The organism is Pacificoceanicola algae (assembly GCF_049341065.1).
In the GTDB taxonomy this organism is placed as follows: domain Bacteria; phylum Pseudomonadota; class Alphaproteobacteria; order Rhodobacterales; family Rhodobacteraceae; genus Pacificoceanicola.
Genome location: NZ_JBMPIX010000035.1, coordinates 1 through 14414 on the forward strand (window position 1 = coordinate 1; position 14414 = coordinate 14414).

The window sequence follows — 14414 nt, forward strand, 5'->3', positions numbered from 1 at the left end:
GCAAGCAGCGCGGACGGCGCTGCGGTCGAAACCTGAATGCTGGTAGACTGTGATATTCCCCAGAGGGAACTCGAGCAGGGCAAGCGCGTCCGCGAACTTCAGCGCTCCCTTCACGGTCGATTGACTGATCCCATGCAGATCTGTGAAGGCCCAGGTCGATGTGCATGGATCGACGTAGGTCATCCATGTCTCGATAGAGTTGTCGGGTCGGACGCCGGCCACCCCGATCTGGCAAATGCTGGCGCGGTCATGATTGGCCGTTTCGACGTCCAGCGCCACGAACCGAAAAGGGCCCGAGGGAAACGCGTTGCTTGTCGCGCTGCTCCTTCTTAGAAAACTCAACATCATAATTTCCTTTCCCGGTGTCACGGCACGCAATCATTCGAGTCGCCGAAGCGTCCCAAACCTTCGATGCTATCCTGAACCTCAGTCAGGGCTTCAGGAAACTCCTCCCGATCCTGCCTTGCGAAGAAAAAGGGCTGACCGGGCGTTCGAAAGGGCGTCTTGTACTCCTTCGAGCTCTTCCGGTGCGGTTTGAAATGAACCCCGCAACCGGGGCTGCGGCCGCATTTCGTCCTGAGCTTCCGGGTTATATCGATCGCCGCTCGCGTCTCGGGCGCAGCGAGCTTTATTGGTTTTGTCAATTATTACCGACAACACCCGTTTTCCTGCGGGAATTCAACACTTCCTCGGTCGATGGCGTCGGCAGATCGAAATAGTCAAGCGTCCCGGCATAACCGTTCCCGCCCATGCGTCCAAGTGCGTCGAGTTTCTCGTGGTCGGAGTAGAAGGTGTGTGGGTCGATGATGTCCTTGCGAATATGCGCCCGCACGATCCGCCCGAGAATGATCTCCCGCGCGGAACTGACTTCGATGCCCAGATAGCGCTCGCATTCGAAGGCCACCGGCGCTTCGGCGATACGTGGGCAGGCCACCCGGTCGCCGCGTGTTGCGGTCAGTCCCGCCATCTCCAGTTCATCGACCTCCGGCGCGAAGCCTGCGGCCGTGACCGACATGGCCTCCGCGTTGGCTCGGTCCACGATATTGACGGTGAAGCATTCGGTCATGCGAATATTGTAGGCTGTGTCCTTGAAGCTGCGATCCGGCTTGTTTTCGACGCCCAAGGCGAGGATCGGCGGATCCGCAGACAGGCAATTGAAGAAGGAATAGGGCGCGGCATTGACGATTCCGTCGGGTGAAATCGTGGTGACCCAAGCAATCGGGCGCGGAACGATGGTGCCGATCATCACCTTGTAGGCCTCGCGCGCAGTGAGATCGCAAAAATCGAATGCGTGGTAGTCGGCTTTTGGGGTCATGACGCCAACTCCTTGCCATAGTGTGAGAGAATGGATTGGATACTATCTGGCTCGGATGCAAGCTCGGCTCGACCTGCGACTGCGTCCAGGTGGTGCTCCATGATCTCAATGGCGCGGGCAGCGTTTCCGGCCCGGATCGCTTCGATGACTTGCGAATGCTCATCTACCGCGCAATCCGAGGAATGGCTGCGCGCGTAGAGCGACATGATCAACGAACAGCGCAGCACGACCTCGGATACATAGCGGGTCAGGACCGGGTTGCCCGTCAGTTCGGCCAGCAACACGTGGAACTCTCCGGCAAGGCGGATGGAAACCGGGCCATCCTTGCCTTTCACGGCCTCTTCCTGGCGCACATGGGCCTGCAAGCGATCGAAACCATTGCTCGGCATACGCTCGCACAGAAGACGAATCACGTCATTTTCCAGACAGCGGCGCGCTTCAAAAACATGCTGGGCCTCATCGCGCGAGGGTTCGGCAACAAACGCGCCGCGGTTTCGTCGGGTCACCACCAGCCCCTCATGCTCAAGCCGGACGAGCGCGTGGCGTACAATGGTGCGCGAAACGCCGAATTGCTCGCCCACCGTGTCTTCGGGCAGGCGCATGCCGGGTTTCAGGGCCTGTTCGATGATCGCCTTGCGCAGCAGATCGTGCACTGCGTCTGTCAGCGTGGTTTTGGGTTCACTCATTGTCGGGTCTGCCTATCAATTTCGCACAATTCCTATCGCATACAGTTGTGATCGTCAATTGGATACAATTTACTTGATGTGTAATGTACGATGTGCCACCCAAGATGCATCGTATCCAATTTTAGCGATTCTGTAGTGCAATCCACTTGAAAGAGGATCAGACCATGAAACTACGCCACCTTATGCTTGCAACGGCGGCAGTTGCCGCTTTGTCAGGCACCGCCCAGGCGGAAAACGTGCTGAAATGGGGGGCCAACCGCGATATCGGGTCGCTCGACCCGTATTCCTTCGGCGACAGCTTCACGATCAACGTGCTGAACCACGTCTATGAAGGGCTGGTGCGCTACAACAAGGACCTGAAGATCGAGCCGGCGCTGGCGGAAAGCTGGGAGATCCTCGACGACCAGATCACCTGGCGCTTCAAGCTGCGCGAGGGTGTGACTTTTCACAACGGCAACCCCTTCACCGCCGAGGATGTTGTCGCCTCGCTCACGCGGGTCAGTGATGAGACCTCCCCGCTCAAGGGCAATCTGCCGGCCTATGTCAGTTCCAAGGTTGTCGATGACCTGACCGTCGATATCACGCTGAACGGCACCTATCCGTTGCTGCTCAACGATCTGACCAATATCCATATCTTCGACAAGGAATGGATGACCGACAACGACACCTTGATGCCGACCGATGTGGGCGCTGGCACCGAAGGCTATGCCACCTACAACGCGAACGGGACCGGACCGTTCATCGTCGAAAGCCGTCAGCCCGATGCGAAGACCGTATTCGTCGTCAATCCCGACTGGTGGGACGAGCCACAGCACAATCTCGACAAGATCGAGCTGTTGCCGGTGAACTCGGCTGCGACCCGCGTGGCCGCACTGCTTTCGGGCGAGATCAGCTTTACCAACGACGCCCCGGTGCAGGACTTGCCGCGCTTGGTCGCGGCCCCGAATGTCGAGGTCCTGGAAGGCGTCGATCTGCGCACCGTGATGATCGGCTTTCCCTTCCGCGACACCCTGACAACGGGTGAGCCCAATCCGTTCAAGAACAAAGTCGCGCGCGAAGCCCTGTACAAGGCGATCGACCTCGACCTGATCCACCAGAAGATCATGCGCGGCAAATCCCGCATTGCCGGTGCCACGATCGCGCCGCCGATCCCCGGCTATGTCGAGGCGCTGGACGAATTGCCGGGCTTCGATCCCGACGCGTCCAAGGCTTTGTTGACTGAGGCGGGCGTGCCCGAAGGGCTTGAGTTCGAATTCAACTGCCTCAGCGACGGGCTGGTGAACGAAGAGCAGTTCTGTCAGGCCATCGCCTCGATGTGGAGCCGGATCGGTCTTTCACCCAAGCTCGACGTGGCGCCGCGCGCGGTGCAATCGCCGAAGCGGACGAATGCCAATACCGACGTCTACACCTTGGGCTGGGCCACGCTGCCGCTGCTCGACAGCTATTCGCCGCTGTTGCAGATCTTCCACTCCAAGGACGGCAATGCGGGCGTGTTCAACTGGGGTGGCTGGTCCTACCCGGAGCTGGATTCGCTGATCGACGCGGCGGGCAAGGAGCTTGACCTCGACACGCGGCTGTCGCTGCAGACCGAGGCGCTGCAGATCGTCAAGGACGAGATGATCATGATCCCGCTGCACCAGCAGCCCATGGCCTGGGCGGTGACGGATGACGTGTCCGAAATGCCGCTCTTCCCGGATGCAAAGCCGCGGCTGTGGTTCGCACGCATGGGCGACGGTTCCTGACTCCCTTGCCGGGCCGCTCCAGCGGGGTGGTCCGGCACAGAATCCCGCCGCATAACATCGGAGACTGGCATGATTGCCTTCCTTCTCAAACGCACCGCCAATGCGGTCTTCGTCATGCTGGCGGTGGCTCTTCTGGCCTTCGTGATCTTCCGCTTCTTCGGTGATCCTGTCGAAATGATGGTGAACGAACAGGCCACGCTGCAGGATCGCATCGAACTGCGCGAACGACTGGGCCTAAACGACGGTTTCGTCACCCAGTACACGCGCTTCGTGACCAACGCAGTGCAGGGTGATTTCGGCATCTCTTATCGCAACCAACAAGATGTGATGGTGCTGATCAAGGAGCGCTTTCCCGCAACCTTCGAACTGGTTCTGGTTGCAACGGTGATCTCGCTTGTCATAGGCATTCCCGCCGGAGTGATCACGGCGGTCTATCGCGACAGCCGGTTGGCCAACATGCTGCAACTCGGGTCGATCGTGGGCGTGTCCCTTCCCAGTTTCGTGGTCGGCATCCTGCTGATCCTCGCCTTCTCGGTCTCTCTTGGCTGGTTGCCGGCTTTTGGGCGGGGCGAGACGGTGGATATCGGCTGGTGGTCGACCGGATTGCTGACGCCTTCTGGTCGCGCTGCGCTGATCTTGCCTGCCATCTCGCTGTCGACGTTCCAAGTCACGCTCGTGATGCGGCTGGTGCGCGCCGAAATGCTCGAAACCCTGCGTGCCGACTACATCAAATTCGCCCGCGCCCGAGGCGTGCCGTCGCGCCGGGTGCAGTGGCGTCACGCGCTGCGCAACTGCCTGATGCCGGTGATTACGTTGACGGGAATGCAAATCGGGAATCTGATCGCCTTTGCGCTGGTGACCGAGACGGTCTTTCAATGGCCGGGCATGGGCATGCTGTTCATTCAGGCGGTGACCTTTGTCGATCTGCCGGTGATGGCCGCCTACCTGCTGATCGTCTCCTTCATCTTCGTCGCCCTGAACACCCTTGTCGACATCACCTATGCCTGGGTCGACCCGCGCTTGCGCGATGACACGGCCCACGGCGATGGCTGAACCGGAGACCGATATGGACAAGACTGCCTCGATGCCCACCGACACCGCCTTGCCGCCGCCACGCCCCTCGCGGCTGACCCGGCTGCGGGAAAGTGACCTGTGGTATTCCTTCCGCGCGCACCCTTCGGCGATCTTTGCCGTGGCGCTGTTGGCGCTGGTTGCGGTGACCGCCTTTCTGGCGCCACTGCTCGCGCCCCAGAATCCTTATGACCTTGCCTCTCTGGTGCTTTGGAATTCCGAGATCCCGCCAATCTGGGATGCAGCTGGCCAATGGCCCTATGTACTCGGAACCGATACGCAGGGGCGCGACATCCTGTCGGCCGTGCTCTATGGATCGCGTATCTCGCTGATTATCGGGTTTTCCTCGGTCATGCTGGCGCTTGTGGTGGGCCTGTCTCTGGGCCTGATTGCGGGCTACTTTGGCGGCTGGATCGACAATGTGATCATGCGGGTCGGAGATGTGCTCCTGTCGATGCCCTTCATCCTGATCGCCATCCTGATCACCGCCATCGCCAGCGCCTCGCTGCCAACGGGCCTCAAGGACGTGCTGGCCGCGCCGATCCTGATCTTTGCCATCGCCGTGCCGTCCTGGGTGCAATATGCCCGAACGGTGCGGGCGTCGGCCATGGTCGAGGCAAAAAAGGAATATGTGCAGGCCGCGCGCCTGATCCGGGTGAAATCCTGGCGCATCATGCTGCATCACATCCTACCCAACTGCCTGACGCCGATCATGGTGGCGGCAACGCTGAACTTCGGCCTTGCGATCCTGTCGGAAGCGACGCTGTCCTTTCTCGGTGTGGGCATGCCGCCGGATCAACCCTCGCTTGGCACGCTGATCCGTATCGGCAACCAGTATCTGTTTTCGGGGCTATGGTGGATCGTGGTCTTTCCGTCGATCCAGCTTTGCCTGATCGTGCTGTCGGTCAACATGATCGGCGACTGGCTGCGCGACGCACTCAACCCCAAACTGCGGTGAACAAAGTGACCTCAACGACTCTCAAGAACGTGCGCCCGATGGGCGGCCCCGCCACAGACCTGCATATCGTCGACGGCATATTCGTGGCCGAGGCCCCAGAGGCGGCCGACGTGATCGACGGCGGCGGGCGCATCCTGATCCCCGGCATGATCGAGGCGCACACCCATCTCGACAAATCTCTGCTGGGCTTGCCTTGGTACCGCAACGAGGTCGGCCCGCGCCTGATCGACAAGATCAACAACGAACGCGAGGTCAAGGTCTCGCTGGGCCTCGACCCACAGGTGCAAAGCGAACGCCATGCCATCCTCGCCATGTCGCACGGCTGCACCCATATCCGCAGCCATGTCGACGTGGACACTCACCACGGGCTGGCCGGGATAGAGGGCGTCATGGCCACCCGAGACAAGCTGGCCGGGATGGTGGATATCCAGATCGTGGCCTTTCCGCAGTCCGGCATGATGACCCGCCCCGGCACCGCCGAGCTGATGGACGAAGCGCTGGCGATGGGCGCGGATCTGGTGGGCGGCATCGACCCTTGCGGGATGGAGCACGATCCCAAGGGCCATCTCGACACGGTCTTTGCGCTGGCCGAGAAGCACGGCAAGCCGGTGGACATCCATCTGCACGAACGTGACTCGCTTGGGTGGTTCTCTATGGAGGAAATCATCGACCGGACCGTGGCCTTGGGCATGCAGGGCAAGGTGGCGATTTCCCATGCATTCTGCCTTGGCGCGATGGACCGGGCCTACGTGGCTGGCCTTCAGGACAAGCTGGCGCAGTATCGCATTCACATCCTGACGACCGCTCCCGCCTCGGCCCCGGTGCCGCTGGTCAAGGAGCTGAAGGCGCACGGCATTCTTGCTGGCGCAGGTTGTGACGGCATCCGCGACACATGGGGCCCCTATGGCAATTCGGACATGCTGGAAAAGGCGATGCATATCGGCATGCGCAACAACCTGCGCCGCGATGACGAGATGGAACTCGCGCTCGACATTTGCACCTTTGGCGGGGCGGCGATCATGGAGGTCGAAGGCTACGGGCTGGAGATCGGCTGTCGTGCCGATTGTCTGTTGGTCGAGGGCGAAACACTGGCCGAGGCCATCGTCACCCACGCTCCGCGCAAGCTGGTGCTGAAGGGCGGCACGGTCATCGCGCGCGACGGCGCCTGCGTGATCGAGGCACCGTGATGAAGGGCCGGACGCTGCTTTCGGCCCGTTGGGTCATTGGTCATCGGAACGACCGACACGTGGTTTATGAGAACGGCGTCGTGGTGATCGAGGGCTGTGACGTGCTGCATGTCGGCGCCTCCTTCGAGGGCGAGGTGGCGCAGCGTATCGACTATGGAGAGGCGGTGATCTCGCCCGGGTTCGTCGATCTCGACGCGCTCTCGGATCTCGACACCACGATCCTCGGGTATGACAATGGCCCTGCCTGGAAAAAGGGGCGTGTCTGGCCGGAAACCTATGTCGCGCGCGGCCCCTACGAGATGTACACGCCCGAGGAATTGGCCTTTCAGAAACGTCATGCCTTTGCGCAGCTGATCCGCAACGGCATCACCACGGCACTGCCGATTGCCTCGCTGTTCTATCGCGCTTGGGGCGAGACGGTGGCGGAGTTTGAAGCCGCAGCCGAAGCCGCAAAGGAGCTTGGGCTGCGGGTCTATCTCGGCCCTGCCTATCGCACCGGCGGGCAGGTCACGGACACGGCGGGCACCATTCGCGCGGTCTATGACGAGGCGCGCGGGTTGGCAGGGCTGGCAGAGGCCGCCGCCTTCGCACAGCGCATCGACGGCACCGCCGGGGGCCGTATCCGCGCCATGTTCGCCCCCGACCGGATCGAGACCTGTACCGAGACACTTTTGCGCCGCACGGCCGAGATTGCCTCGGGCATGGGCGCGCCTGTTCGTCAGCATTGCAGCCAGTCGCCGGTCGAGTTGCGGTTGGTGCGCGAACAGCATGAGTGCACCTCGATCGAATGGCTTCACCGCATCGGTGCGTTGCAGGCAAACTGGATGCTGCCCCATGGCACCCAAGCGACCGAGGCGGAATTCGATTTGATTGGCGGAGCAGGGGCCACGCTGGTGCATTGCCCGTTGGTCGCAGCGCGCCATGGCGGGGTGCTGAACAGCTTTCCCAAGGTTCGGGGCAGGGGGATCAATATCGGGCTGGGCACCGACACCCACCCCGCCGACATGATCCTGAACATGCAGATTGGCATGATGACCGCGCGGCTGTCGGACGGCATGGACTCGATACGCTCCGAGGACATGTTTGACGCCGCGACGCTGGGCGGCGCGAAGGCGCTGAACCGGGTGGATCTGGGTCGGCTCGCCCCCGGCGCCAAGGCGGATATCGCCGTAATCGACCTGCGCCACACCTTGCAGACGCCGGACCCGGTCCAGACGCTGATGACCTCGGTCTCGGGGCGTGACATGCGCGATGTCTGGATCGACGGACGGCGGGTGATGGCCGATGGCGTGATCCCCGGTATCGACGAGACCGCAGATGCCGCCCGCGCGCAGACCCAGTTCGACGGGCTGATCGCAAAATACCCGGACCGGACCGCGGGCCACCCGCCGGTGTCCGAGATATTCACCCCAAGCTACGAGAGGCCCACGCCATGAACGATGTCGTTCTGGACGTGCAAAACCTGCGCGTCGAATTTCCCACCCGCAAGGGCGTGCTGGTCGCCGTCGACGATATCTCCTTGCAGATCCGCCGCGGTGAAATCCTTGGCGTCGTGGGGGAATCCGGAGCAGGCAAATCCATGACCGGCATGTCGATCCTCGGCCTGCTGGAGCCGCCGGGGCGGATCGCCGCTGGCAGCATCCACCTGTCCGGCGACCGGATCGACGACCTCGACGATCGCGCCATGCAGGCCGTGCGCGGCCGCCGGATCGGCGCGATCTTTCAGGACCCGCTGACCTCGCTCAACCCGCTGTTCCGCGTGGGCGATCAACTGGTCGAAACCATCCGCCTGCACACCGATTTGGATAAGCGCCAAGCCCGCGACCGCGCCAAGGACCTGATGCGCGAGGTGGGCATACCGGCGGTCGAGGAACGGATCGACAGTTATCCGCACCAGTTCTCAGGTGGGATGCGGCAGCGGATCGTCATCGCGCTGGCGCTTTGTGCCGAGCCCGAACTGATCGTGGCGGATGAGCCGACCACCGCGCTGGATGTCTCGATTCAGGCGCAGATCACGGCGCTGCTGAAACGCCTGTGTCGTGAACGGGGCACGGCGGTGATGCTGGTCACGCATGATATGGGTGTGATCGCGGAAACCGCCGACCGGGTCGCGGTGATGTATGCAGGGCGGCTGGCTGAAATCGGCAAGGTCGAGGACGTGGTCCGCCGCCCACAGCACCCTTATACGATCGGGCTCATGGGCTCTATCCCGTCTTTGCGCAAGGACGTGGAAGAATTACAAATGATCCCCGGCGCGATGCCGCGGCTGAACGCCATTCCGCCGGGCTGCGCCTTCAACCCCCGCTGCACGCAGGCCGGGCCACGGTGCCGCGCCGAGGTGCCCCGAATCCCCGGCGGCCACAGCACCGGGGCCGCCTGTTGGCTGGCCCAGACCGGAACCGTCGAAAAGGGAGAAGCCGCATGACCCTGCGCCCCGATGCCATTCTCGAAGTGGACGCCCTCGAACGCCGCTTTGACGTGTCCGCCCCGTGGCTCAACCGCTTGATCGAGCGCAAGCCGCGTCGCACCCTGCGCGCTGTCGATGGCGTCGATTTCATCATCCGCCGCGGTCAGACACTGGCTCTGGTCGGGGAAAGCGGTTGCGGCAAGAGCACCATCGCCAAGCTGGTCACAGGGCTGCATGCGCCCTCGGGTGGCAATATCCGGTTCCACGGCGACCGCGACCGGCTTCAGATGATCTTTCAGGACCCCTTTGCCAGCCTGAACCCGCGTTGGCGCGTGGCCCGGATCATCGCCGAACCGCTGCGCACCCTTCGGCCCGACACGCCCGAGGCCGAGGTCTCTGCCCGTGTCGACGAATTGCTGCGCACTGTTGGCCTTGCTCCTGCCGACGGGTTGAAATTCCCGCACGAGTTCTCCGGCGGGCAGCGGCAGCGGATCTCCATCGCCCGGGCCCTTGCCGGTGAGCCCGAGTTTCTGGTCTGCGACGAGCCCACCTCGGCATTGGACGTGTCCGTGCAGGCACAGGTTCTTAACCTGATGAAACGCTTGCAGAAGGAGATGGAGCTTACTTACCTTTTCATCAGCCACGACCTGAGCGTCGTGCGGCACATGGCAGATGTCATCGCGGTGATGTACCTGGGTCGCATCGTCGAAATCCAGCCGACAGCGGATTTGTTCGCCAACCCATTGCACCCCTACACCCGTCTGCTGCTGGAAACGATCCCGGACCTCGAAGCGCCCAAACGCGACCGCGCCCCGATGGGCGGAGAGGTGCCCTCGCCGGTGTCGCCGCCGACGGGGTGCAGCTTTCATCCTCGCTGCCCGCTGGCCTTCGACCGGTGCAAGCAGGAACGCCCTGAACGTCGGGCGCATGTTCACAACCGCCGCGTTGCCTGTTTCGCGGCCGAAGAAGGAGGCACCGATGTACGATGAAACGTTTTTGCGCCGCGCCATCGAGATCTCGGCGCAGGCCGTTGGAATCCCCGGCACCGAGCCATTTGGCGCGGTCATCGTCAAAGATGGCAAGATTGTTGGAGAGGGGATCAATCGGTCCGTGATGAACCATGATCCGACTTCGCATGGTGAGACCGAGGCGATCCGCGATGCCTGTCGAAAACTTGGCACGGTCGATCTGCGCGGCTGCGCACTTTATTCCAGCTGCGAGCCATGCGCGCTCTGCGTGGCGGCGATGAACATCGCCGGAATTGCCACGCTGTATTACGCAGCCGATATGGCACAGGCAGGAGACGCCCTTGGCGATCTGCCCGAGGCGGCGCGTTTTCCGGTGGATGTTGATCGTTTGGCGCATGAATGTGGTCACGCGGTCTCGGAGCGTTTCATGCCGTCCGAACAGCATCTGGATGCAGATGCGACCGAAGTTCTGCACAATTGGGCCAGTCATGCCCGTTCACGGCTCTGATCACGCGATTGCGTTTCTTGGCATTGCTATCCAATTGAGGGGATGAGCGAAGGCTTCATGTTGGCTAATTGCTTCAGCGTTCGCCCAGTTGTCAGCACGATATGCACCGCGTCCGGGAGAAACACGTGCGTCCCTCCAAGTATCCTGGTCGCCCTTTTTGTTGTAGAAAGGGCTCTCAAAAAAACGGCATCGAACCGCGACGGTTTCAGATAGGCTCCCGCTTACAGGTGCCGGACCGTCGAGGGCGGCCTCATCGCCGCGAGTTGGGATGAAGACAGCAATGAACGAATTTACTTGGCAAAATGGGCATCATGAGCGCAGGTTCGATACCCCTTTGGGCACGCTGCACCCGCTGAGGGCGGGCGGCGATTTCCCGGGTTTCATGGAGGTCTTGCCGGCGTCCAAACAAGCCTTGATCGCAGTGGCTCAGGCAGACTGGATCGCTATCGTGTCGCCCCGGCGGAGAGATGTGTCAACGGCGGGGAAATGTCCGACCATGTGGCGGCACAAGCCCCAGCCATAGTGCATTTTGCATCGCAGATGATGTTTTTTGGGAAAAAAAGTCCAGGTGTGGCAAGGCCGAACCGCTCGGCCTGGATCCGCGGCCGGGCAGCAAGGCGGCGGTGCTTGGGCTGGACTTCGCGACCCGGCGGCGCAACCGCATGAATGGCGCTGTCACTGCCGCGGCAGAGGACGTCTTGTCGATCGCCGTCGAACAGAGCTTCGGCAACTGCCCGAAATACATCTGGACCCGCGATATCCGCCCGCCTGCCGCGCCATTGCCGCTCGCTGAAGGCACACGCATTGCATTCGGCGAAGCGGCAGCGGGGCGGATCATCTCTTCAGCGGACACGTTCTTCATCGCGACCTATGAGAAAGGCGGTGCGGATGTGTCTCACCGCGGAGGGATGCCCGGCGTCCTCCGCCAGAATGCGTACGGCTCGCTTTCCTTTCCGGATTATGCAGGCAACCGTTACTACAACACGTTTGGCAACATCGAAGTTAGCGGTCGCGCCGGGCTGTTCATTCTGGATTTTGCCAGTGGCGAGGCAATCTTGCTGACTGGCTAGGCCGGGATCGATTGGTCCCCGGCCCGGGCCGCGGAGTTCTGGTGCGCCCAGCATGCGTTGCCTCGCGGCGCCTTCGCCATGAACTAAGTGCGTAACCCAACGTATCCCCTGCTGCTGTCAGAGGTTTCGCGCCTCGGGTAGACACAAACGCCGGTTCGGCGGTCTGCATCGCTGCATGCTCTCGCAACCGCCGTGCGTTGCGGCAAGCTGAGGAGTTCATCTTCCGGCAGGAAAGGAATCCCGCCATGGAAATCACGACAGAAGGATTGCATCTAGGCAAGGGGGTATTCTTAGGTTCACGGCATTGCGGCCGGCGGTACTGTTGTCTTCAATCGTTCGACCCTGTGAAACGTGGAAAGATGAATGCTGTCGATGCGGAGGCGATTGGGCTCATATCTGTTTGGCGGCTCGCCTGACCCAATCGGCGAATGTCTTAACGCCGTGCTTGTTGCGCGACAGCGGATTGAGTACAAGGCAATAGGCAAATCCGCGCAGCTCAGGACCAGGGATTTGCCGGTAGCGGCCTGATTGCAGACCGTCATCGACTAGCGCGCTGCTGGACAAAAGCAGCCCCAGACCCTGATCCAGCGCGTTAAAAGCCGCACTTTCATCGCTGAAACGGGTAATGCGGTCCGACGGGAACGGTTCCCCGGCTTCCTTGAACCATTCTTCCCAGGTCGGGCCGCCCATGTCGGGATTACGCCAGCGGAAGCCCAACAGCCGGTTGTCCTGCAAGCCGGTTTCCGGGCGGTCAGCCAGACTGACAGGGATGTAGCGATCCGAAAACAAAATCTCAGCTTCCTCATTCACTGAGGCCTGGGGGCCATATCGGATCGCCAGGTCCAGCCGGTCAACCCGCAAGTCCAGAACGTCGTCATCGGTTTCGACCTCAACCCTGATCTCGCCGTGCTTGTCGAAAAAATCTGGCAGGCGCGGAACCAGCCAGCGTTCCGCAAAGGCATATGTGGTTGTGACCCGGACCAGCGATTGCTCGACGTCCTTGTCGAGCATTGCGAAGGCTTCGCCCAAAATATCAAAAGCCGTCTGCAACTTGGGGAACAACTCTTGCCCGGCTGGAGTGAGGGCGATCTGACGGGGGCGGCGCTCTATCACTTGGAATCCAAGGTAGGCTTCCAAATGTCTGATCTGGTGGCTGATGGCGGTGGAGGTGACGCTCAGCTCTTCCGCAGCCTCGGCAAAACTGAGCCTTCGGGCGACCGCTTCGAAGGCTCGAATTGCGTTTAACGGCGGCAGTTTACGCATGGCGGCGACCAATTGCGCAAAGAAATCTCAGCAGGGCCTGACGAATGGTCATTTGTTTTTTGGCCTTCTCTTTCTGAAGCTTGTGGAATGAAAAGGGAGGGAAAAATGACACACAATATTATCACCACCCGGCGGCGGTTGATCAAGGGGGGGCTTGCGGTCGCGGCCGCCACCGCCACCCCGGCCGTCCTGCGCGCACAGGGCCGCCGCGACTTGTCGATGCTCACCTGGGCAGGCCATGCCGACCCCGACGTGATCGGCGCGTTCGAGGAGACGCACAACGTTCGCATCCGCGCCAAGGAATATGTCGGCGGCGACCAGATGCTCGCGCAAATGGCGCAGTCTCCGACCGGAACCTACGATGTAATCCTGTCGGATGCGGAATACGTCGTGCAATTGCAGCAAGCAGGCTTCATTGAACCGCTGACGCCTGAGGACTACCCGTTCGACGACTTCTTTCCGGAGTTTCAGAATTTCCGCGGCCACTGGTTCGAGGGTCGGCCCTATGCGGTCTTCCTGAGGTTCGGTTTCCTCGGGCTGTCTCATAACCGCACCGCGATGAGCGAGGCGGAAGCCCGCAGCTATCGCTCCATGTGGGATCCGCAGCACGAGGGACGCATCGGCCATTTCGACTGGCATCTGCCCAACTTGGGCGCGTTGAGTCTCCTCAATGGCAACGCATCGCCGTTTGACCTTGGTGAGGCGCACTGGGCGGAACTGACCGAGACGATGATGTCGCTCCGGCCTCAGGTGCGCGGTTTCTATGATTACGGCGGGATGCTGTCCGCGCTGCGTTCTGGCGAGGTTGCCGCAATCCCCGGCATCGGCGACTGGATCACCGGCGTGCTGGCCCGCGATGGTGCGGATGTCACCACGACCATCCCCGAGGAAGGTGGCCTGCAATGGACCGAGTCGCTGTCGATCGGCGCGCAGTCAGAAAACCAGGATCTGGCCCGGAAATTCATCCAATACATGCTGTCGCCTGAAGGGCAGGTGAAGACCGCCACGCTCAAGGCTTATCCGGCGATGATCCCGACGCGGGCGGGCTGGGCTCGGCTGAATGATGAACTGCCGGGAGAGGCGCAGCGCCAGAACATGGTGCTGAACGGTCCCAATGCACTTGATGAGATCCGCGCCGGGCGCATCCGGCTGCGGGAGCTTCCGGTACAGCAATCTCTGGAAACCTGGAACGACGCCTGGACGCGTTACAAAAACGCCTGATGTCCGGTCCGGCCCCGG

14 protein-coding genes are annotated in these 14414 nt (G+C 61.6%); 10 read left to right on the top strand and 4 right to left on the bottom strand.

Going from position 1 to position 14414, the window contains the following annotated elements; genetic code table 11:
• From ACOYQJ_RS24505 to ACOYQJ_RS24515, 3 genes are all read right to left on the bottom strand, one after another.
• Window positions 1-348 (bottom strand): 3'-5' exonuclease family protein (locus ACOYQJ_RS24505; RefSeq protein WP_422908533.1); only part of this gene is annotated, 348 nt, incomplete at its 3' end.
• Between the two features lie 292 nt (window positions 349-640).
• Window positions 641-1315 carry a flavin reductase family protein gene (locus ACOYQJ_RS24510; RefSeq protein ID WP_422908534.1) on the bottom strand — a complete coding sequence of 225 codons (675 nt, stop codon included), beginning with the start codon at window positions 1313-1315 and terminating at the stop codon, window positions 641-643.
• Complete coding sequence (locus ACOYQJ_RS24515; RefSeq protein WP_422908535.1) at window positions 1312-2001, bottom strand: GntR family transcriptional regulator; 690 nt, start codon at window positions 1999-2001, stop codon at window positions 1312-1314. Before ACOYQJ_RS24515 ends, ACOYQJ_RS24510 begins: the two co-directional genes overlap by 4 nt.
• A gap of 164 nt (window positions 2002-2165) precedes the next feature.
• Between ACOYQJ_RS24515 and ACOYQJ_RS24520 the strand changes: the two genes are divergently transcribed.
• The 9 genes from ACOYQJ_RS24520 (at window position 2166) to ACOYQJ_RS24560 (ending at window position 11912) form a co-directional block, all read left to right on the top strand.
• On the top strand, window positions 2166-3743 hold the full coding sequence (locus ACOYQJ_RS24520) for an ABC transporter substrate-binding protein (protein ID WP_422908536.1): 1578 nt from the start codon (window positions 2166-2168) through the stop codon (window positions 3741-3743).
• 69 nt (window positions 3744-3812) lie between these two features.
• The gene (locus tag ACOYQJ_RS24525) at window positions 3813-4796 is read left to right on the top strand and encodes an ABC transporter permease (RefSeq protein WP_422908537.1); all 984 of its coding nucleotides are present in this window, start codon (window positions 3813-3815) and stop codon (window positions 4794-4796) included.
• 13 nt (window positions 4797-4809) lie between these two features.
• Window positions 4810-5772 carry an ABC transporter permease gene (locus tag ACOYQJ_RS24530; RefSeq protein WP_422908538.1) on the top strand — a complete coding sequence of 321 codons (963 nt, stop codon included), beginning with the start codon at window positions 4810-4812 and terminating at the stop codon, window positions 5770-5772.
• 5 nt (window positions 5773-5777) lie between these two features.
• Window positions 5778-6959, top strand: coding sequence for an amidohydrolase family protein (locus tag ACOYQJ_RS24535; protein WP_422908539.1), 1182 nt, complete (start codon window positions 5778-5780; stop codon window positions 6957-6959).
• Window positions 6959-8395: a chlorohydrolase family protein gene (locus ACOYQJ_RS24540; RefSeq protein ID WP_422908540.1), complete on the top strand. Its 1437-nt coding sequence runs from the start codon at window positions 6959-6961 to the stop codon at window positions 8393-8395. The genes ACOYQJ_RS24535 and ACOYQJ_RS24540 overlap by 1 nt, the downstream gene beginning before the upstream one ends.
• Complete coding sequence (locus tag ACOYQJ_RS24545) at window positions 8392-9384, top strand: ABC transporter ATP-binding protein (protein WP_422908541.1); 993 nt, start codon at window positions 8392-8394, stop codon at window positions 9382-9384. Before ACOYQJ_RS24540 ends, ACOYQJ_RS24545 begins: the two co-directional genes overlap by 4 nt.
• Window positions 9381-10355 carry an ABC transporter ATP-binding protein gene (locus ACOYQJ_RS24550; protein ID WP_422908542.1) on the top strand — a complete coding sequence of 325 codons (975 nt, stop codon included), beginning with the start codon at window positions 9381-9383 and terminating at the stop codon, window positions 10353-10355. Before ACOYQJ_RS24545 ends, ACOYQJ_RS24550 begins: the two co-directional genes overlap by 4 nt.
• A complete protein-coding gene (locus ACOYQJ_RS24555; RefSeq protein ID WP_422908543.1) occupies window positions 10345-10842 on the top strand; it encodes a nucleoside deaminase in 498 nt (165 codons plus the stop codon). Before ACOYQJ_RS24550 ends, ACOYQJ_RS24555 begins: the two co-directional genes overlap by 11 nt.
• A 698-nt stretch (window positions 10843-11540) precedes the next feature.
• Entirely contained in the window at window positions 11541-11912 is a 372-nt protein-coding gene (locus ACOYQJ_RS24560; RefSeq protein WP_422908544.1) for a pyridoxamine 5'-phosphate oxidase family protein, read from the top strand.
• A 390-nt stretch (window positions 11913-12302) separates the two neighbouring features.
• On the opposite strand, the gene ACOYQJ_RS24565 is transcribed toward ACOYQJ_RS24560, so the two are convergent.
• On the bottom strand, window positions 12303-13187 hold the full coding sequence (locus ACOYQJ_RS24565) for a LysR substrate-binding domain-containing protein (protein ID WP_422908545.1): 885 nt from the start codon (window positions 13185-13187) through the stop codon (window positions 12303-12305).
• Between the two features lie 93 nt (window positions 13188-13280).
• On the opposite strand from ACOYQJ_RS24565, the gene ACOYQJ_RS24570 reads away from it, so the two are divergent.
• The gene (locus ACOYQJ_RS24570; RefSeq protein ID WP_422908546.1) at window positions 13281-14396 is read left to right on the top strand and encodes a polyamine ABC transporter substrate-binding protein; all 1116 of its coding nucleotides are present in this window, start codon (window positions 13281-13283) and stop codon (window positions 14394-14396) included.
• Window positions 14397-14414 lie beyond the last annotated feature (18 nt).